The sequence below is a fragment of the Polynucleobacter sp. 80A-SIGWE genome (assembly GCF_018882295.1).
Classification (GTDB): domain Bacteria; phylum Pseudomonadota; class Gammaproteobacteria; order Burkholderiales; family Burkholderiaceae; genus Polynucleobacter.
This window is the reverse complement of the sequence record NZ_JACVOR010000001.1, coordinates 943,451-960,799: the sequence shown is the minus strand read 5'-3', so window position 1 is coordinate 960,799 and position 17,349 is coordinate 943,451. Positions and strand designations below refer to the sequence as shown.

Below are 17,349 nucleotides of genomic sequence, written 5' to 3'. Positions count from 1 at the left end.
GTGTTAGAGAATTTAACGAATTTTCTCTAACTTAAAAATCCTTCGATCGTATGAGTTTTTATATTTTTTGTGATTTTTTTCAAATATTTTTAAATCTTTAGAAAAAGATCGTGCCTTTGATCCAACCCTGTACTGTTCTATACATATTGTCTGTATTTAACTGTTGCCCACTTTGTGTGTAGAGCGGATTGTTACCAACACGCCATGCCAAAGAGCCTGACAACTGCACACGTTGGTATTGGTATTTCGCTGACAAGCCGGTCGCATACAAAGAATAAGAATTGTTTGCGTTAGTTTGGCCTTGCCAATTGTTGTACGTAGTGATGTATTGCTGAATCAGGCCGGCATCAAAAAATACACCCACCTGTAAATCCTGAACTAAGGTGTGATTGATCTCAACGGATGCAACTGCGCCTTGAGCACCGCCGCCCTGGGCAACCGGGTAAGCGCGCACACCATAAGGACCACCCAAATAGAGCTGCTCGGCACTATTAAGGTTTTTATTAGCAAGTTGACCGTAAACAGAAGCCACTAAATTGGTTTTATTGATGGGCAATGGTTGGTTAATCGAGCCATTAAAGCTTAGCTTTCCAAAACCGCCTTGTGTAGCAGCGCCTTGTGTGTCGTTATTAGCCTGGTTGGTGTTATTAATCGACAAAGAACCTAGCGTAGCGCTAGCGCCCCAGTTGATATAAGCCGTTTCTAAGAAATTGCTGCCGTTAATACCAGCAGTTAAGTTATTAATTTGATAGTTACTACTCTCAATACCGTTCGTTTGATTGTTGTAGTTCTTATTCTCAAAGTTAACGGTAATGTTTTTATTCGATCGCGCAGTACGCTCTAGCGCATAGTTGGAATAAATACCGTAAGTTTGCGCGGTTCCTTGAGAGATCGTCTGTGGGTTATAGCTACTTAAGCTTTTGTAATCCAAAACACTAGCGCCCGCAGATACTCTCCAGCCGTCATACCCAACTGGCAATCCGTATTTGAATTGGCCAAATACAGAACCTTGTGAACCAATCACATCCAATGTCGCTTGATCGCCATAACCACTGGGGTTGTTCAAACTTAAACTCGCAACTGCTTGTGCTGGGCCAGTATTAGCTGCACCATAGTTTGATAGATCTACCCTACCTGCAAATAAACCAGTGTCTTTGGCGTTCACTTGAATATTACTGGTCTCTTCCTTATCACCTTGAGCCAACTCACCGTTAACTTGGTTGCCAGGAGTTTCATTGAGAATGGCTAAGCTACGCTCTAAGCCCTTCAAATCAATAAAATCACCAGGAGCATTATTGCTGGTGATGAATTTCTGAATCACGGAAGATTTCAGGCGGCTAGGAGCCTCTTTATCCAACTCAATAATGACATTGCCAACCTTACCCTCAATGATCTTGATGGTGATCACACCATTAACAACATCTTGCGGGGGAATTACGGCCTGAGCCACACGGCCCATTTGTGTGTATAGATTCGTTACCGCTGTACCTGCTTCTTTAATTTGATCGAGTGTGAGCTGACGATTGGTATAAGGCTTTAATACCTCCTGAGCCTGCGCTTCTGTGATCAGCGTAATGCCTGTCACTTTGAAGCTACTTACTTCAATTGCTTTAGCGCCAGATTTTGGACGGCTAGGTTGCTGTCTAGGCTTGACTAGCTGCTCTGGCCTTACAACCGGTCGATCCATATCAGCCTCATGCTGCAACTGCTGCTGCAAGGCGCCAGCGTCAGGACCCGCTTGGGCAAATGCCGATGAGCCATAACCAAAAACTACGGCACCAGTAACCAGAGCCAATATCGTACGTGCAGATGGAGGCACGCCATATGAAGCATTTGTAGTTAACTTTCTAAATTGGCGTGTTTGGCTGCGCATCGTGTCATCTCTAATATTTGAGCTGACATTAAAACGCTAAAAGTACTTTATGAAAATCCTACGAAAGCATGTTAGCCATGTAGCTAATATGTCAATAGAAAATCCTATTTGCCGGCATTCTTTAGGGCGATGAGCTGTGCCAATGAACGCAAATTGAGTTTACGCATCACTTCAGACTTATATTGCTTAGTGGTTGGCAATGAAATTTGAAGTTTTTCTTGGATCTCAGCATTGTTAAATCCCAGGGCGAGCAATTCGAAGACTTCACGCTCGCGAGGTGCGAGGTTCTTGAGATTCTCCTCTAAAGCAGATTGCTCTATATAGCTACGCATATTGACGGCATCTTGATTTAAACCCCGCACAACAGCCTCTAATAGCTGATCCCGCTCAAAAGGCTTGATTAAGAACTCGATTGCCCCCTGCTTCATTGCTGATATGGATTGCTGAATGGTACTTTCACCACTAATAAAGACAATCGGGATCTGACGTCCACGCTTTGCCAGCTCCGCCTGAAGCTCTACCCCAGACATATCGGGCATACGCATATCGGTAATGATGAGAGCTGGAGCAACATTGATTGAAGTTTTTAAAAACTCTAAGGCTGAGGTGTAGGCCTTAACCTGGTAGCCCATAAACCCAAGTAACCCACTCAAAGTCTCGCGCATAGAAACATCATCATCTATCAAGAAGATGTGCTGATGAGCGCAAGGCGTTGTTACTGTATTTGGCATGACTTCAGTCAGATGACCTTATATATATGTAGTAAATATTGCGAGAGCCATTATGACAAATCTACTAGATATCCATATCCTACGATAGGAGGATTACCTATGCTCTCAAAGAATCAAGTCCGCTGGGGGGGGGTAACAGGCAAACTCAGTATAAATTTCGCTCCACCACCCGGCGCATCCTCATAGGATATTTTTCCATGAAAATTATCCAAGATTTGAGAGCACAGCCATAAACCCAGGCCCATGCCCTTCTCTTTATCGCTGACCAAGAGATTGAATAGGTGCGCTTGATGCTCTTTGGATATTCCAGGTCCGTTATCAAAAACTTCAACGACACCAAAATTACCCTGCAAAGAAGCGTTGATACCTAAGGTCTTATTTTCTGCATTGATGTGCGATAGCGCTTGGATGGAATTGTTGATTAGGTTAAGTAAGACCTGAAGAAACTGACCTTTATGGCCATAGATTTTGATGGGTATGTTTAGGGACTTCTCAAAAGTAATACCCCTATCCATTAAATCTAGCTTATAAATTGCTAAGGCAGATTCAATTACCTCCTCAACTGAAAACTCCTCAAAGTCAGCCGAGCTCTTAGCAAAAACAGATTGCAGCGAGCGAATAATATTTCCAGAGCGTTTCGCATCCTTTTCCAATTGATTGATTAATTGCTCTAGCAGCTCAGGGGTGAGCCTTCCTGATTCATGAACCATTTTCAAAAATTGAATATTGAGTAAAGAAGCGCCTAGAGGTTGATTCAGTTCGTGGGCAATTGATGCCGATAAAGCACCAGCAGCGGCAGATTTATTATTTTTTAATAAATTGGCAATTAAGGCATCTCGCTCAGCAAGTAATTTGCTTACTCGAATACTATCTTCACGACTATCGTCACTCTCTTTAATCAGTCTTTCAGCCATGATCCCGTTGATGGATATATAAGAAAGCACCGTAAATCCAACGGCAAACCATCTAACCAAAGTACTTATCAGTGGCTCAGAATAGAGAGTGGACACAGACGTAGATGTATTAAATAGGATCATCCACAAACGCACCACACCCAGCACTAATTCTGCGGCAAATGTAAATATTAAAAAATTAACCTGAACCCTAGCGCTGCGCCATTTAATTGAAATCAACTCAACTAAAACTAATACTATGCAAGCCATTAAAGAGAGAATGACAAGCAATACCCTCCCTTGAAATGTTCCAAACCATCTCAAATACTCAAATGCCAATCCAAAGACCAGCAAAACGAATGGCGAAAGCATTACCAGCCATTTAACAGGTTTATCGCTTAATGCGCGACAAAATATTGCTAGAAAAAAATATGCTCCAAGGAAAAATGTATTTGCAAATGTAAGCAGAACTGGATGCACCGTGGAGGCAGATGCAAAAAACAGAAAAGTTACTATATTGAGACCTAATGCAATGAGCCAATAAGTATTTAACTTACTGGAGATGCGGCCTCTAAAATAGGGAAAAGATGAAACAAACAGCCCGGCCAACACGAGGGAAAAAACTAAAAAAAGGGCTTCATTCGCATATTGCATGTTCGCCATCCTACTACTTTTCTAAAAAATCCCTTAATAAGGGATTTATGCAAAAAATGTTTTTTGTCCAAGAATCCACATAAAATACGCATTTCCCATGGCAAGCCCACCAGAATTAATGAGGCATTTTTTAAAAAAATCTTACTGTTGTTACTTTCTCCTCTACCCATTAGTGGGTTGGGGAATTGACTTACAACCTAACGACATCGTGGCACCACTGCCGGATAAGCGCTATGCGCAGATAACCTACTACAACACTGAAAACACCACTTTTTATAAGAATGGAGCTGTAGTTTCTGCTAGTCCCTTTGCCAGCCCTGTAGTTGATGCCCAAAGCGTTATTCCAAAATTTATTGGCACCTATACGCTAGCCAATCTTCCTGCTGCCTCATACATACAGATACCTTATGGAAGCGTTAAACCTGCAGGCTCTTTATCGGGAACTCCTTCGGATACCGGTATTGGAGATATTGCTTTAGCAACAGCAATTTGGCCTTACTCCAATCGTGAAACTCGCACTTATTTAGGACTAGCGGCATATCTCACGATACCTACAGGGGGATACTCGAGTATGCAGCCCTTCAATATGGGAGGCAATCGCTACACCACTGCTATCCAAGCAGGCTATCAGCAACCCATCATCGGCAATCTTGATGGTATGTTTGCAATCGACACGATGTTCTATGGTGGCAACAGTCAATGCTCGGTCGCATGCCTTTCATCGACCAATGTTGCTTTAAATCAAAAACCGGTAACCACCACACAGGTTGGTCCGATTTATAAGATCAATCAAATCTTTACGGTATCTGCCCAGTACTACTACGTAGCCGGTGGCGCTACTACCATCAATAATGTCTACCAAAATAATGTCATCAACACTCAGCGCTTTATGCTCAGCAGCCTAATACATACTGATGTTGGTAGATTTTCTTTACAGTATGGAAGAGATATGGGGATACAAAATGGGCTGATGCAAACTCGTGTATTCACATTGCGGTTTATGAAAGAGTTTTAGATCAACCTCCTCTGATGAAAAGTGGTGGTCTAACCCTGCCATCTTCAAATGCAATCTCCTCTTGTAATGCGTAAATTAATGAGCGCATAGCCTCCTCGGCATCAGCTAACTCGATTTTTATTGGCTCGCGATTATGGGGTAATGACTTGCCCAATAATTCCCAAATAAGGGATTCGGCTAAAGCCAATTCCTCAACGTTTCTATGCCGATGAATCTCCCACTCACCCCAGGGATAGTCTTTTGATATTTGATTTAATGTGCCACGCCGAATGCCTATCCTGACGTAACCAGGTTTATCGGGATGAGTTAATAGGCAAACGACTCCGGCGTTTGCTATCTCCATCATCTCTTCTGGAGTTCTTGTGCCCATACCGCACTCGGGGCAGCCCTCCCCCTCCATCACTAACTTAGGTCGCGTACGCCACTGATGGCCATTGCTGCATTGGAAATCATTTCTGCCACTGACGATACTTTTGACATCACCCAAAAGAGTAATATCCCGCCCTACTAAACGTTTTTTAACCGAAACGTTGTAGGCGGTCTGATATGTGGAAATAGCTGAAGATTTTGGCCGCATTCCGGCGTCTTTAGCTGCTGCAATTCCAACGCAAACCTCTTCCCAAGACATTATTTCTACCTCAACGCCGCTTCTATAGGGAATGGCTGATTGAGGAATTTGACTCCAGAATGCTTTCTCAGCCCAATAGGGATCTTCTACAGGGTGAAACTCTTTTAATTGCCACTCTTTCCCTGTTTCTTTAACAATGCGTCCAGCAGCTTTGGTGAAATCACTATTGTGTTGAGTAAGTCTCACCTTAGGCTCGCGTATCGTCACCCCCACTTTGTATAGCTTAGGATCGGATGGATGAGTGAGCACGTAGATGTAGCCAGGTTTCATTACACAATCCCTACGAAGTTAAAAATGCTAGCCATACCTCTATATTAAGCGTTACTTTAAGCAACACTTCAATCTTTTCCAATGGGTGTTTTAGTATTAAGCATGGGCAAACCAAGACCAATTAATGAAATTGCTGCAGAGGCAAAAGAAGTAGCCTCTCGCCTTGGTATTGGCGCTACTGGCAAATATGAAAAACGTGGTGATGCATGGTATTTTGAAATCACCAATGGTACGGAATATAAATGGCGCACCTTGGGCGATCTTAAAAAGATCACAAATCATTTCAACCGCTCTACATTAGATCAACAGATTATTGAAGTAGCCAAAATTGCCCAAAATATGGGCCTCTCCTTTACCGGAAAACATAACCATCTAGCTGGCAACGCCCGAAAGTTTGAAATTTCCAATGGCGAAGAATCTAGGTGGAGCGCCCTAGGCAATCTTAGAGCAGGAAAAAATTCTTTTACCGTTGCGACACTAGTTCAGCAACTAACGGAAGCTAAAGAGTACGCCAAAAAGCTTGGTCTACAGCTCACGGGGGAAAGTAAGCTAATCAAAAATTCGCGCAAGTATGCAGTATCAGATGGCGTAGACACTAAATGGATTAGCAAAGAACATCTTAAAGAAGGCAAGAGTCCATTTACCCTGCGCAGTCTAACTGATCAAGTTAATCAAGCTACCAGCCTTGCAAAAGCCATGGGTCTGACTTTTACAGGAAAGATTAATGAAGGTAAAAGCAATAAGAGAAGATTTGAGCTTACGGACGGGATCAAATTTAGATGGTCAACACTCAATAGACTGGAAGAGCAAATTAATCCTTTTGCTGTTGCAACGATAGAAGAGCAATGCCAAAGTGCCGCGCAATTTGCAAAAGAAATTAGCCTTATCTTCACCGGCAATAATGAAAAACGGCAAGGTCATCAATACTTTGAAGTCACCGATGGAAAGGACTTTCGATGGACGACTTTAGGAGGCCTTCGAAAACATAGCAACCCATTTAAAGATGGCGGTTTTGATGGCTCAAAACCGGGCATCTTCTACATCCTCAAAATCAAACTAAACGAACAACTATATGTTGGCTACGGAATTACGAATCAAGCCAAAGGTCGATTTGATACTCATAAGTACGAGCTAAAAAAGGCTGGAGGGGTGATCCTGGAAAAAATGACCTACCAGTTTCAAGTTGGTAAGAATGCCAATAATCTAGAAACACAGATCAAACGAGCAATTCCTAGAATCAATTTAGGCGTCAGAGGCTTTATGACTGAATGTACAACGGCTGATTATCTAGAGAAGATTATTGGCCTTGCGGAAGGGGCCTATGAGGCACAGAGTAATTAACCAAAGAATTGGGTGGGGAAGTGAGGTTTTGGAAATTACTTATTCACTTCGGCATTCGAAACAGTTATCGCAAATTTTTTAGAACAATCCAAAATTTATAGCCCACTTGCATGGTGGCAACGCCCCCAGAAACTATTAGCGTCAACACTAACAATCGAACTAAGCTAGCTGACTCCCCTGTAATTAGCATATATGCAGTCATTCCAAAAATGATGAAATACACAAAAGATGCAGCAAACAAATGGGTTAGTAAATCACTATAGTGGCCTTGTTGATTCATTTTCACCAATAATGGTTTATCAGTAATGCTTGCAAGTATTGCAAGGGCAGCAAGCATGAAGCCCATCATTGTTGCGCTAACCTGACAAAAAGTGCTGATTACTGAAAAAAACTCGGTTCCGTTTTTGAATAACTCATACCCCTGTAGATAGGCGACAGAAAAAAATACAATTGAGACAATTACGAGCATTATTGGTCTAAGAAACATATTTCACCCTATGAATTTTTTTAGCTGATCTTTGTTGCTATAAAAGGCCAAATCTAGTGAATTAAATACATCGATAGGGTCAGGATAGTGCCCTTTTAGCTCGACTGTAATTCTTGCAAAAATTTTGTCAGCCAACAAATCTACTGGATCCTGCTCCCCTTCCAAGCCAACCTTTAAAGCCTCAGTTGTTGATTCATTTAGTAGATCTTTGATCGTGCGTTTTACTTTTTCAGCAAGCGTATCCCTTCCTGCAGAAATTCTATATTTAATACTTGATGCACCTGCATCTTTCATTAAATCAAATATAGCCTGTGAATATGACGGAATCTTCGATAGGGGAACTTTTGGGGCGGCAACCTTTATTTCGTAGTACTTGATAACTCCATTCATCACCTTCTGAAGGTTTGGTATATCCACAATAATATTTAACCCTACAGCTGAATTAAGCAAGTTGGCAAGATAGGCTGCAAATTTATTAATAGATCCAACGTCCATATTAAATTGCCAAATTAACAAATCTTCATTTGGCTTGTAGAGGAAGTGGCTTTTCTCAATCAAAAGATCCGTTTCTGACAAGGGCAACGCATTTTCCATATCATCAGCTGTAATTACGTTTGGAGCATCTGATCTTAGCCTCCCAAAAACACCCTTCCAGCCACCCTTGCTGGTGTCATGCTGCAAATCCCTAAGTTGAAATGTATGCCCCTCGATATCTTGATGTGGTAAATGCCCATTCTGCGATAAAGAACCTTTTAGTTGATCAAAAGTAGTCCTTAGAGTTTCCCCATCCAAACCAAACGACGTGGTGTAAAAGAAAACTTTAAATGTCTTTTCGGCCATACCTACCCCTATATTTCTGTCCAATACGTCAATTTACTCCAATACTTAAAAACTCAATATTCACCTAGGGATCAGAACATTGCGCCAACGTGCAATCGCAAATTCAATTGCACAGTCATTTTTTGCCTCTTAGGCCTATGAAATACTGCTACCCCCTCGGTTCTTGGAGTAAATCAATTTCAGGCATTCGTCTGGCCTTCATCACTCCATACCTAGTAGCATCCCAGGCATGATCTTCTGCATCGGTATCTACATCTTCGGGGTTTAATGAATCTGGCGGTAATTGAGGGATAGTTCTTAACCAATGCTTACAAGTTGAGAAGATCTTGAGTCTATCTTCGGCGAGTAGGCGAATGATTTCCTGAGCGCCGTTTATTCTGCTTCTAGGGGCGTTGTAGGCTTCGGTCCATTTCACACCCTTATCCCTGAAGATTTGCCCAATCGACCTCTCTGCTCCTATCTTAGAAAAGATAGATGGGTCAGCTAAGTTCATGCGGTATTCATATCCGAGACGTTGGTCGTGTATCTCGATCTTCTTAATCTTGTCTGCAACTACGGTTGCATCTTCTCTTGTGCCCGTGTTTTCTTTATCTCCATGTCCATAGAGCTCTCTCCATAGGTAATAGACTCCGTCATTCGATAAAGCAAACCAATAAACGGCGTATGGCCTGGCATAACCCCAATCCATAGAGCGCCATACCTTCCATGTTGGCGGAATGGCAAAGGGTTCTACAACGTGTTTAGAGGGCTGCCATACGCCTTCCAAGAAACTTCCCACGTGGATATCCCAATCACCCTCTAGCCACGCTCTACGCCTGTTTGGATCGCTTAGCGACTCTAGACTCATGAGGTAGTTGGGATCGTTTCTGAGGAGATGGGTGTTCTCATAAATGGTTGAATGAATTCGCACTCTTGGAAGTGCGCCTTCTTGCCTAATGATTTGACCAGCTGGTATTGCCCCAATCTGAAATCTCTCCTTTACCGATGCATGCCCCACTCCAAATGGATTGCAGGTTGCTCGTACCATCCTTGGCATTCCGGGGTGTGATGACCGGCAAGTGGAATGCATGGCTTCGTAGAAGGACAGATTGCGCCAGTTAGTGAGCTCTTCAAATCCTAACCAGGGGTATTCATGGCCGTGATAGTTCCAGTAGTCATCCTCGTTGGCTCCATAACGGAAGTACAACATCTCTCCGGTAGGCCACTTCCATACGTAGTCTGATTCATTGAATTTGGCTCCTGGAAAGATTTGATAGAACCAGCGCTTGCTCTTTGCCACTACGTCAGCCAATTGTGGATAGGTCAGGCGAAAGAGTGTGCCGCGCCAGTGATCCCCAAAGCCTCTACCTACATGTTGGGCATAGCTCATGAGTAAGGTATCGGTCTTGCCCCCTCCCCTAGTACCTTCTAGTAATACCTCGTAAACAGGACAAGTCAGAAACAAAGTCTGGCTACCGGGCAATGGTGCCCAGATGGTTTTCATGGGCTAGTGTTTTGCTTGGGCGGCTTGTTCCCACTCATCTATGCTCATAGCGCTTGGCACGACCAGAACTCCACTTTGTAGGGGTGCGCCATCTTTACCTGTGTGCTCAATGGCAGATAAGCGGGGATGTACGTAAGGTGCAGCGTGCCTTCCTACGGTGGCAGCCATGTTCAGAAGCTTTATGCGAGCTTCATTTGCTAACGTCTTGTCGCCAAGTTCCTCTTCTTGAACATTGCCAGCTTCTTCGTATAGCTGGTGCATTACCTTCATCATGACTTCTAGTGGCGTGATCCCTTGGGTGGCAACAGCTTCAGCAATTTGGCGAGTACGCTTAGTTAGACTGCCAGTCTTGCGACCAGCCCCCTGTCTTTTTCCACCCTTTGATTTCTTTTGATTGTTTTCAATCATGAGGTGACAGTTGGTTCTTTGATGAGCTTCAAAAGATGGGGTTGCAAGGCTACCGAGTCTCCAAGGGGTTCATCAAACTCGATGATGATTCTTTGGAATAAGTCATGTCGGCTTTGGGCTCCGCGATGCTTTACCACGGTGCCTATGCGCCCACTAGGAGTCTTCACTTTTGATCCTATGGGGAAGTCCTCCATGTCTAGACGATCAATGACTCCGGCTATGGCGTGATTAACTTGCATTGGACTTCTCCATCGATTCCTGGCGTTTACGTAGTTCGGCAAAAATTCGGGCTTTAAAGCTCTCGTAGCTTTCAGAGCCCTGGGCCTTCATCGACAACTCCCTGCCTTTGGCGTCTATGCCCTCATTGGTTTTCCACCAAGCGTCTTCGTCTACGTTGGCAGCCTCTGCCTTCTTGCGCGCCCCTTTGAGTATTGCCAGGACATAGCCAGCATTGATGGGGGTTGGGTTTGAGACTTTCATGCGAGTTTCCTTTGCTGTGGCGATGGCCTCTGCTACCTCGGCTTCCGTTGCCCCGAGATTGACGATGTCGCGTATGCGGTAGTCATCAACTGCTATAGCCCTACCCTCTTTGCTGATCATGGCCGCAAAGCTTTTATATTTTTCGATGCGCTCCTGAAAAACTTTTTCTTCGTCTGTGGGCATGGGTGGTCCTTGGGGAATTTTTTCCTTTTCACCCCCATTGTTTTGTTTGCCTGGTGTATGGAGATTGGTTACTGGTGACTGGTGTTTGGTGTCTGGTGAGCATTGCGTTCGCACTGCGGTCGCATTGCGAACGCATCCAATATTTGGGTTAATTTCTGGCTGAGGCTCATCTGATGGAAATGATTGCCATCTACCTTCTGCGCTCCGCCTGGCTTTGAGTTGCTTGTCTTTGAAGCGGGCTATTTCATGATCACAGCGCTCTTGTCTCCAGCCATCATCAGTAAGGATAAAAAATTCATTGAGAACGGAGACAACTGCATTTTTTTCTTCTTTTGATCGTGCGTTGATCAATCTTTGTACCAACTTGATTTCGATAGGTAGCGGTTTTTCTGTGGCGTAGTACTTTCTGATAAGGCGACTGTAGGTTGCATCTTCTATAAATGTAAGATGCGCAGTCGCCTCTGCGTAATCCCCAATGTGATGCTCGTAGTAATTCATCTCGATCTGTCTCCGTGTAGTTCTTTTTCTTGCGCGCAATATTTTTTGCAAGAGATGAATCTAACAATCTGAAAGCGTATCGTCAAACGCGTTTTTTCTGAATTTTTCTTTAATTTATTTATTCATCATTTATCTGTAATCCATATTTGAGATATTCGTGAGAATGATTTTCTTTATCTGAAGTGTTTATTGATCTACGCGTGTCCACCAACCTCTTTGCGCTATCAGAAAGTTCTGACAAGTCTGTATCCATTTATTTATATGGCTTGTGACACTTCTATGAATAAATATTTTTTTGTAGTCAAAAATTAATATGCGTCTTCAAAGTGGGTATTGACATTTGATTGACCACCAAAATTTCATTGACTACATTGCACTTCAGCAGCACACAGATTGATTCATAACAAAACACAATAGGAGATTAAATTTAATGGTGGCAATTCGCTTATACAGCCTATATCGCTCGTATGGATACACAAAAATGAGTTCTGCAAAGATGGCATTGCAGGCTTATCGCAAAAATGTAAAACGCGCCCGCTAAGGAGATGATGATGAGTCAATCAACCCCACAAATCCCACCTATTACTTTGATGAGAATTCCTCAAATATTGAAGGTGATGCCAGTTTCTAAATCGAAGTTTTGGCTCATGGTGCAGAAAGGTGAATTTCCAAAGCCGATCAAAATTGGTAGGTCGTCTTTTTGGACGATTGAACAGGTTCAGGCATTTATTCGGGAAAGGAGCGGTCAATCCACCAATTGAAAAATGGCTATCTCCTGAGGTTAATCTTGAGCCCTAGCAAATCAATTTCAGGAGATAACTATGAGTAGCATTAATCAACCCAAAATATTTAGCGTTGATGTCTACAGTGACTATGGAGTGAATACTCAAAACCCTTGGGTACACGCCGGGGAATTCTCAGAGCTAAGTGACGCTATTGAAGCTTGCAAAAAAGTAGTCGATGACTTCCTGCGCGCACCAATCAATCGCTATATTGAACCCGAAGTGCTGGCGCATGCCTTTCTGAGCTACGGTGATGTGCCGGTCATTAGTGGCACTCAGAATCTACCCAATTTTGATATCTACGAATACCTTACCCAGCGTTGCGCTGAGATATCAAGACCACAGCAATCTATCTAGATCTGGATTGAGACTCGGTTTTGCTGGTGGGTAGAGTGGTGGGTAGAAAAGCTCCAAAAACAAAGAGCCCCGTAAATAGGGGCTCTGCTGTCATGTATGGCGGAAGAGGTGAGATTCGAACTCACGGAGGACTTTCATCCTCGCCAGTTTTCAAGACTGGTGCATTCAACCGCTCTGCCACTCTTCCTTGCGATTTGAGTCCTAGATTATAAAGAACTTTTGATTTGCCCCTCTAAATGCTGGGCAATCGCCAAGCAAGAGGTGAGTCCTGGGGACTCAAAGCCATAGAGGTTAAATAGGCCTTGAAGCCGATGCTGCTGGGGTCCTTCGAAGTAAAAGTCTCCTGCCGGCGCATTTGGCGGGACGATTTTAGCCCTGACACCGGAGTAATCAGCCTGCAAAGAACCGTCTTTTAGGTCTGGCCAGTACTGCCTCACTGCTGCATAAAAGCCCTCTCCCCGCTGAGGATCGACCGTGTAATTAATCTGGCTTTCATCATCAATATCGAGCCACTCCACATCAGGACCAAACTTCGCCTGTCCGCCCATATCGAGAGTCAGATGAACCCCTAATCCGCCGGGCTCCGGGATTGGATAGATCAGATGGCTAAATGGTGATTTGCCAGACAAGGAAAAATAGTTACCTTTAGCAAAGTAAGCTTTAGGTATAAGGTCTTTTGAAAGCCCTTCAATTTTTTGAGCCAGTGCTGGAGCACTCAGTCCCGCACAATTAATTAGTAACTTCGTCTGAATCGTCATGCCATCAGCACCACCAATGGTGAGCTCAAAGCCACCTTCAGCATTTGTTCCGATCGGCTTTGCACTAAGTAGAGGTGATTGATAGGCAACCATACCGCCCGCATCTTCAAAGCCGCCCAGCAGTGACAACATTAATCCATGGCTATCCACTACTCCCGTTGAACTTGAAAGCACTGCAGCTTCACATTGCAACTGTGGCTCCATCGCTTTAGCCTGCGCCCCTGAAATCATCTTGATATCGGGGACTTGATTATTTTGGGCTTTATACAAAATACCTTGAAGATCATCCAACTGATTAGTGTCAGTCGCCACAATGAGTTTGCCGTAAGCCTGTGTACTCACTTGATGGCTGCGGCAGTATTCATATAAGAGGCGATTACCTTCTACACAGAGTTTGGCTTTTAATGAATCCTTTGGGTAATAAATTCCCGCATGAATGACTTCACTATTGCGAGCACTACTAATGGTTCCAAAGGAATCCTCGCGCTCGAGCAAAATAGTTTCCCGACCTTGTAATGCCATCTCGCGAGCAACCGCCAAACCAACCACTCCAGCGCCCACTACTACGCAATCAACCTGCTCCATTCGGCTTTTCCTGACCTGATTTCAGATATGTCTCAATTTTGTAATGACTTTTGCCTCAGCTAAAGCCTTTATATTGCTGAAATCGTAACATTTTCAGTGTTTTAAGGGGATTTTGATGACCTTATTGATAAAATCTAGCAATGTCTGTGCAAGCCCAATTCGCTAACCAAAGTGTTCATTCAGCCCTCGATATGGTGCTGGACACCGCCTATCAAGGAATTGATGTGGCCCAGTGGAAAAAGCTCTTTGCCGGCGCACGTCAATCGCATTTAGAGCAATTCATTGTGGATATGTTTGCTGGCAAGCACATCAACAATAGTGAAGATCGCCCCGCCCTCCATTCCGCACTTCGCAATCTCAGCAAAACGCCGGTGTTGATCGATGGTCAAGATGTCATGCCAGCTGTGTCTGAAGTTTGGCATCGCATTGATGCCTTGTGTAATAAATGGGTTGGTGTAACTGACGTCATTCATATTGGTATCGGCGGTTCAGACTTTGGTCCACGTCTCGCTATTGAAGCCTTAGCCCATGTTCCCGGCATTGAAAGCCGCGGCATGCGTATGCATTTCTTAGCCAATATTGATACTGCCGAGTTAGCGCGCATCTTGGCGCGCGCTCAACCACACAGCACTCGTGTGATTGTGGTCTCGAAGTCATTCACCACTCTTGAAACTTCCATGAATGCCAAAGCCGTTGTTGCTTGGCTTAAAGATAGTGGTTGTACTCACAGTCAAATTGAGCATGCCCTGTATGCCGTCACTGCCAATATCCCTGCTGCCAAAGACTTTGGTGTCAGCGAAGACAATATTTTTCCTTTCTGGGATTGGGTCGGCGGTCGTTACTCCGTTTGGTCAGCAGTAGGCCTGCCGATTGCTTTGCAATATGGCTTTGAAACATTCAAACAGTTTCTTGCTGGTGCCGAAGCCATGGATTTGCATTTTAAGAATGCGCCTCTAGAAGAAAATCTACCCGTCATCATGGCACTCTCTTTGCTGTATCAGCAAGAAAAACATGACATCAAAGCGTATGCCGCCATTCCGTATGCGGATGCTCTAGATTGGTTTCCAAAGTGGTTACAGCAGCTTGATATGGAAAGTAATGGCAAGAGCGTAGATCGCAACGGCAAGCCAGTAAAGCACTCTTCACCAGTTGTCTTTGGTAGCGCAGGCAGCAATGCCCAGCACTCTTACTTCCAACTCTTTCACCAGGGTACAGAAATCATTCCGATTGATTTCATTGCTGTACGTGAACCCATGAGTGATCGGCCTGAGGCTGTAGCGCATCACCGCATTCTGCTTTCTAATTGCTTGGCACAAGCGCAAGCATTAGCGAATGGCAAAACTGCTAGCAATCCGAATGATGTCTATCCAGGTAAGCGCCCAAGCAATCTTTTGTTGCTGCCAAAACTCAATGCTTTCTACCTTGGTGCCCTACTCGCTTTGTATGAGAACCGTACAGCTACATTAGGCGCACTGTGGAATATCAATAGCTTTGATCAGCCTGGCGTGGAATACGGCAAAGTTCTGGCAAAGCCGATTGAGAAAGCCCTCGCTAGCCATCAAGATGATATTGCTGCCAGTGCAGACATTGATGCTGTCACTGCCGCTCGTATTAATCTATTAAATTCAAATAACTAGTTATCACCCCTTGTAATTAGCGGGTGTTTTTACTGAAGGATCTGTAATGCAATTGTCTCCATCCATTTTTAAAGCTTATGACATCCGCGGCATTATTGATGAGACCTTAGATCCCTCTATCGCCAAACTGATTGGTCAAGCATTTGGTACGGAGATGCGTGAGCTTGGTGAAACCGATATCGTCATCGGTCGCGATGGCCGCTTATCTGGACCTAGCTTGATCGAAGCGTTAACAGAAGGCTTACTCTCTACCGGTATCAATGTGATTGATTTGGGTATGGTGGCAACGCCGATGGTCTACTTTGCTACCAATCACACCATTGATGGCAAGACACCGAAGTCCGGCATCATGATTACTGGTAGCCACAATCCCCCGAACTACAACGGCTTCAAAATGGTTTTGGGTACATCGGCTATTTATGGCGAGCAGATTCAGGATTTGCGTAAGCGCATTGAAGCCAAGAAGTTTGCTACCGGCCAAGGAACAAGAAGTACTTTTGATATTTTCCCGATGTACATCAACTATATCGTTGGAGATGTGAAGCTAGCTCGCCCCATGAAGATAGCCGTAGATTGCGGTAATGGTGTTGGTGGCGCATTTGCGGGCAAGTTATTTAGAGCTCTAGGTTGTGAAGTTCAAGAACTGTTCTGCGAAGTCGATGGTCATTTTCCAAATCACCATCCAGATCCAGCCCATATTGAGAACTTACAAGACCTCATCAAGAACCTGCAGACTACCGATAATGAATTAGGCCTTGCCTTCGATGGCGATGCCGATCGTTTAGGTGTAGTCACTAAAGATGGTCAGGTGATCTTCCCTGACCGTCAAATGATGCTCTTTGCTAAAGATGTTCTCTCCCGCAATCCAGGTGGTCAAATTATTTACGATGTGAAATGCACTCGTAATCTAGCAACCTACGTAAAAGAGCATGGTGGCGAACCTATCATGTGGAAAACTGGTCACTCTTTAGTCAAAGCAAAGTTAAAAGAAACTGGTGCCCCACTCGCTGGTGAGATGAGTGGTCATATCTTCTTTAAGGATCGCTGGTTTGGGTTTGATGACGGCCTCTATACCGGCGCACGCTTACTTGAGATCCTCAGTAAAGAGAAGAATCCGAGCGACACCCTCAATAACTTACCTAATGCGATCTGCACTCCAGAGTTACAGCTCGCTTGCGCTGAAGGTGAACCATTCGCTATCCTAGAGACTGTTAAGGCAAATGCCAAGTTCCCTACTTCCGAATCCATTAATACGATTGATGGTGTACGCGTTGAATATGCCGATGGTTTTGGTCTAGCTAGACCATCCAATACCACCCCAGTGGTTGTGATGCGCTTTGAGGCTGATAGTGAAGAGGCGATTAAGCGGATTCAGGCAGAGTTTAAGGCGGTCCTGCTAGCTGCTAAGCCAGAAGCGAAGCTGCCGTTCTAAAGTTTTTGGAGGCC

General features: G+C 44.2%; 17 protein-coding genes and 1 tRNA gene. 6 read left to right on the top strand and 12 right to left on the bottom strand.

The features are described 5' to 3' along the window. Nucleotides 1-97 precede the first annotated feature (97 nt). The 3 genes from ICN25_RS04795 to ICN25_RS04785 form a co-directional block, all read right to left on the bottom strand. Complete coding sequence (locus ICN25_RS04795) at nt 98-1,873, bottom strand: ShlB/FhaC/HecB family hemolysin secretion/activation protein (protein ID WP_216179449.1); 1,776 nt, start codon at nt 1,871-1,873, stop codon at nt 98-100. 104 nt (nt 1,874-1,977) lie between these two features. Beyond that, on the bottom strand, nt 1,978-2,604 hold the full coding sequence (locus tag ICN25_RS04790; RefSeq protein ID WP_216179447.1) for a response regulator transcription factor: 627 nt from the start codon (nt 2,602-2,604) through the stop codon (nt 1,978-1,980). 113 nt (nt 2,605-2,717) lie between these two features. Continuing rightward, nucleotides 2,718-4,151: a HAMP domain-containing sensor histidine kinase gene (locus ICN25_RS04785; RefSeq protein ID WP_216179445.1), complete on the bottom strand. Its 1,434-nt coding sequence runs from the start codon at nt 4,149-4,151 to the stop codon at nt 2,718-2,720. A gap of 97 nt (nt 4,152-4,248) precedes the next feature. Between ICN25_RS04785 and ICN25_RS04780 the strand changes: the two genes are divergently transcribed. Further along, nucleotides 4,249-5,166, top strand: coding sequence for a transporter (locus ICN25_RS04780; RefSeq protein ID WP_216179443.1), 918 nt, complete (start codon nt 4,249-4,251; stop codon nt 5,164-5,166). Nucleotide 5,167: 1 nt separating this feature from the next. On the opposite strand, the gene ICN25_RS04775 is transcribed toward ICN25_RS04780, so the two are convergent. Then, nucleotides 5,168-6,064 (bottom strand): GIY-YIG nuclease family protein, encoded by an 897-nt coding sequence (locus ICN25_RS04775; RefSeq protein WP_216179441.1) that lies wholly within the window; start codon nt 6,062-6,064, stop codon nt 5,168-5,170. An 81-nt stretch (nt 6,065-6,145) separates the two neighbouring features. Between ICN25_RS04775 and ICN25_RS04770 the strand changes: the two genes are divergently transcribed. After that, nucleotides 6,146-7,405, top strand: coding sequence for a hypothetical protein (locus ICN25_RS04770; protein WP_216179439.1), 1,260 nt, complete (start codon nt 6,146-6,148; stop codon nt 7,403-7,405). A gap of 64 nt (nt 7,406-7,469) precedes the next feature. On the opposite strand, the gene ICN25_RS04765 is transcribed toward ICN25_RS04770, so the two are convergent. From ICN25_RS04765 to ICN25_RS04740, 6 genes are all read right to left on the bottom strand, one after another. Further along, nucleotides 7,470-7,892, bottom strand: coding sequence for a hypothetical protein (locus tag ICN25_RS04765; protein WP_216179437.1), 423 nt, complete (start codon nt 7,890-7,892; stop codon nt 7,470-7,472). A gap of 3 nt (nt 7,893-7,895) precedes the next feature. After that, nucleotides 7,896-8,732 carry a DUF6731 family protein gene (locus ICN25_RS04760; protein ID WP_216179435.1) on the bottom strand — a complete coding sequence of 279 codons (837 nt, stop codon included), beginning with the start codon at nt 8,730-8,732 and terminating at the stop codon, nt 7,896-7,898. A 148-nt stretch (nt 8,733-8,880) separates the two neighbouring features. Continuing rightward, a complete protein-coding gene (locus ICN25_RS04755) occupies nt 8,881-10,215 on the bottom strand; it encodes a terminase family protein (protein ID WP_216179433.1) in 1,335 nt (444 codons plus the stop codon). A 3-nt stretch (nt 10,216-10,218) separates the two neighbouring features. Next, nucleotides 10,219-10,623, bottom strand: coding sequence for a hypothetical protein (locus ICN25_RS04750; protein ID WP_072583561.1), 405 nt, complete (start codon nt 10,621-10,623; stop codon nt 10,219-10,221). After that, on the bottom strand, nt 10,620-10,862 hold the full coding sequence (locus ICN25_RS04745) for a hypothetical protein (RefSeq protein ID WP_216179431.1): 243 nt from the start codon (nt 10,860-10,862) through the stop codon (nt 10,620-10,622). The genes ICN25_RS04750 and ICN25_RS04745 overlap by 4 nt, the downstream gene beginning before the upstream one ends. After that, entirely contained in the window at nt 10,852-11,835 is a 984-nt protein-coding gene (locus tag ICN25_RS04740) for a YdaU family protein (protein ID WP_216179429.1), read from the bottom strand. The genes ICN25_RS04745 and ICN25_RS04740 overlap by 11 nt, the downstream gene beginning before the upstream one ends. A 494-nt stretch (nt 11,836-12,329) precedes the next feature. On the opposite strand from ICN25_RS04740, the gene ICN25_RS10035 reads away from it, so the two are divergent. Both ICN25_RS10035 and ICN25_RS04730 read left to right on the top strand, forming a co-directional pair. Then, nucleotides 12,330-12,545 (top strand): helix-turn-helix transcriptional regulator, encoded by a 216-nt coding sequence (locus tag ICN25_RS10035; protein ID WP_370624696.1) that lies wholly within the window; start codon nt 12,330-12,332, stop codon nt 12,543-12,545. Between the two features lie 60 nt (nt 12,546-12,605). Beyond that, a complete protein-coding gene (locus ICN25_RS04730; RefSeq protein WP_216179425.1) occupies nt 12,606-12,923 on the top strand; it encodes a hypothetical protein in 318 nt (105 codons plus the stop codon). 97 nt (nt 12,924-13,020) lie between these two features. On the opposite strand, the gene ICN25_RS04725 is transcribed toward ICN25_RS04730, so the two are convergent. Continuing rightward, a tRNA-Ser gene (locus ICN25_RS04725) sits at nt 13,021-13,110 on the bottom strand. A gap of 19 nt (nt 13,111-13,129) precedes the next feature. Further along, nucleotides 13,130-14,266, bottom strand: coding sequence for an NAD(P)/FAD-dependent oxidoreductase (locus tag ICN25_RS04720; RefSeq protein WP_216179423.1), 1,137 nt, complete (start codon nt 14,264-14,266; stop codon nt 13,130-13,132). 140 nt (nt 14,267-14,406) lie between these two features. Between ICN25_RS04720 and pgi the strand changes: the two genes are divergently transcribed. Continuing rightward, nucleotides 14,407-15,903, top strand: coding sequence for a glucose-6-phosphate isomerase (pgi, locus tag ICN25_RS04715; protein WP_216179422.1), 1,497 nt, complete (start codon nt 14,407-14,409; stop codon nt 15,901-15,903). Between the two features lie 46 nt (nt 15,904-15,949). Then, the gene (locus ICN25_RS04710) at nt 15,950-17,335 is read left to right on the top strand and encodes a phosphomannomutase/phosphoglucomutase (protein WP_216179420.1); all 1,386 of its coding nucleotides are present in this window, start codon (nt 15,950-15,952) and stop codon (nt 17,333-17,335) included. Nucleotides 17,336-17,349 lie beyond the last annotated feature (14 nt).

What these genes read in the sequence shown, in the direction of transcription:
- ICN25_RS04795 (WP_216179449.1), bottom strand. Translation starts at nt 1,873, where the DNA reads ATGCGCAGCCAAACACGCCAATTTAGAAAGTTAACTACAAATGCTTCA.
- ICN25_RS04790 (WP_216179447.1), bottom strand. Translation starts at nt 2,604, where the DNA reads ATGCCAAATACAGTAACAACGCCTTGCGCTCATCAGCACATCTTCTTG.
- ICN25_RS04785 (WP_216179445.1), bottom strand. Translation starts at nt 4,151, where the DNA reads ATGCAATATGCGAATGAAGCCCTTTTTTTAGTTTTTTCCCTCGTGTTG.
- ICN25_RS04780 (WP_216179443.1), top strand. Translation starts at nt 4,249, where the DNA reads ATGGCAAGCCCACCAGAATTAATGAGGCATTTTTTAAAAAAATCTTAC.
- ICN25_RS04775 (WP_216179441.1), bottom strand. Translation starts at nt 6,064, where the DNA reads ATGAAACCTGGCTACATCTACGTGCTCACTCATCCATCCGATCCTAAG.
- ICN25_RS04770 (WP_216179439.1), top strand. Translation starts at nt 6,146, where the DNA reads ATGGGTGTTTTAGTATTAAGCATGGGCAAACCAAGACCAATTAATGAA.
- ICN25_RS04765 (WP_216179437.1), bottom strand. Translation starts at nt 7,892, where the DNA reads ATGTTTCTTAGACCAATAATGCTCGTAATTGTCTCAATTGTATTTTTT.
- ICN25_RS04760 (WP_216179435.1), bottom strand. Translation starts at nt 8,732, where the DNA reads ATGGCCGAAAAGACATTTAAAGTTTTCTTTTACACCACGTCGTTTGGT.
- ICN25_RS04755 (WP_216179433.1), bottom strand. Translation starts at nt 10,215, where the DNA reads ATGAAAACCATCTGGGCACCATTGCCCGGTAGCCAGACTTTGTTTCTG.
- ICN25_RS04750 (WP_072583561.1), bottom strand. Translation starts at nt 10,623, where the DNA reads ATGATTGAAAACAATCAAAAGAAATCAAAGGGTGGAAAAAGACAGGGG.
- ICN25_RS04745 (WP_216179431.1), bottom strand. Translation starts at nt 10,862, where the DNA reads ATGCAAGTTAATCACGCCATAGCCGGAGTCATTGATCGTCTAGACATG.
- ICN25_RS10035 (WP_370624696.1), top strand. Translation starts at nt 12,330, where the DNA reads ATGATGATGAGTCAATCAACCCCACAAATCCCACCTATTACTTTGATG.
- ICN25_RS04730 (WP_216179425.1), top strand. Translation starts at nt 12,606, where the DNA reads ATGAGTAGCATTAATCAACCCAAAATATTTAGCGTTGATGTCTACAGT.
- ICN25_RS04720 (WP_216179423.1), bottom strand. Translation starts at nt 14,266, where the DNA reads ATGGAGCAGGTTGATTGCGTAGTAGTGGGCGCTGGAGTGGTTGGTTTG.
- pgi (WP_216179422.1), top strand. Translation starts at nt 14,407, where the DNA reads ATGTCTGTGCAAGCCCAATTCGCTAACCAAAGTGTTCATTCAGCCCTC.
- ICN25_RS04710 (WP_216179420.1), top strand. Translation starts at nt 15,950, where the DNA reads ATGCAATTGTCTCCATCCATTTTTAAAGCTTATGACATCCGCGGCATT.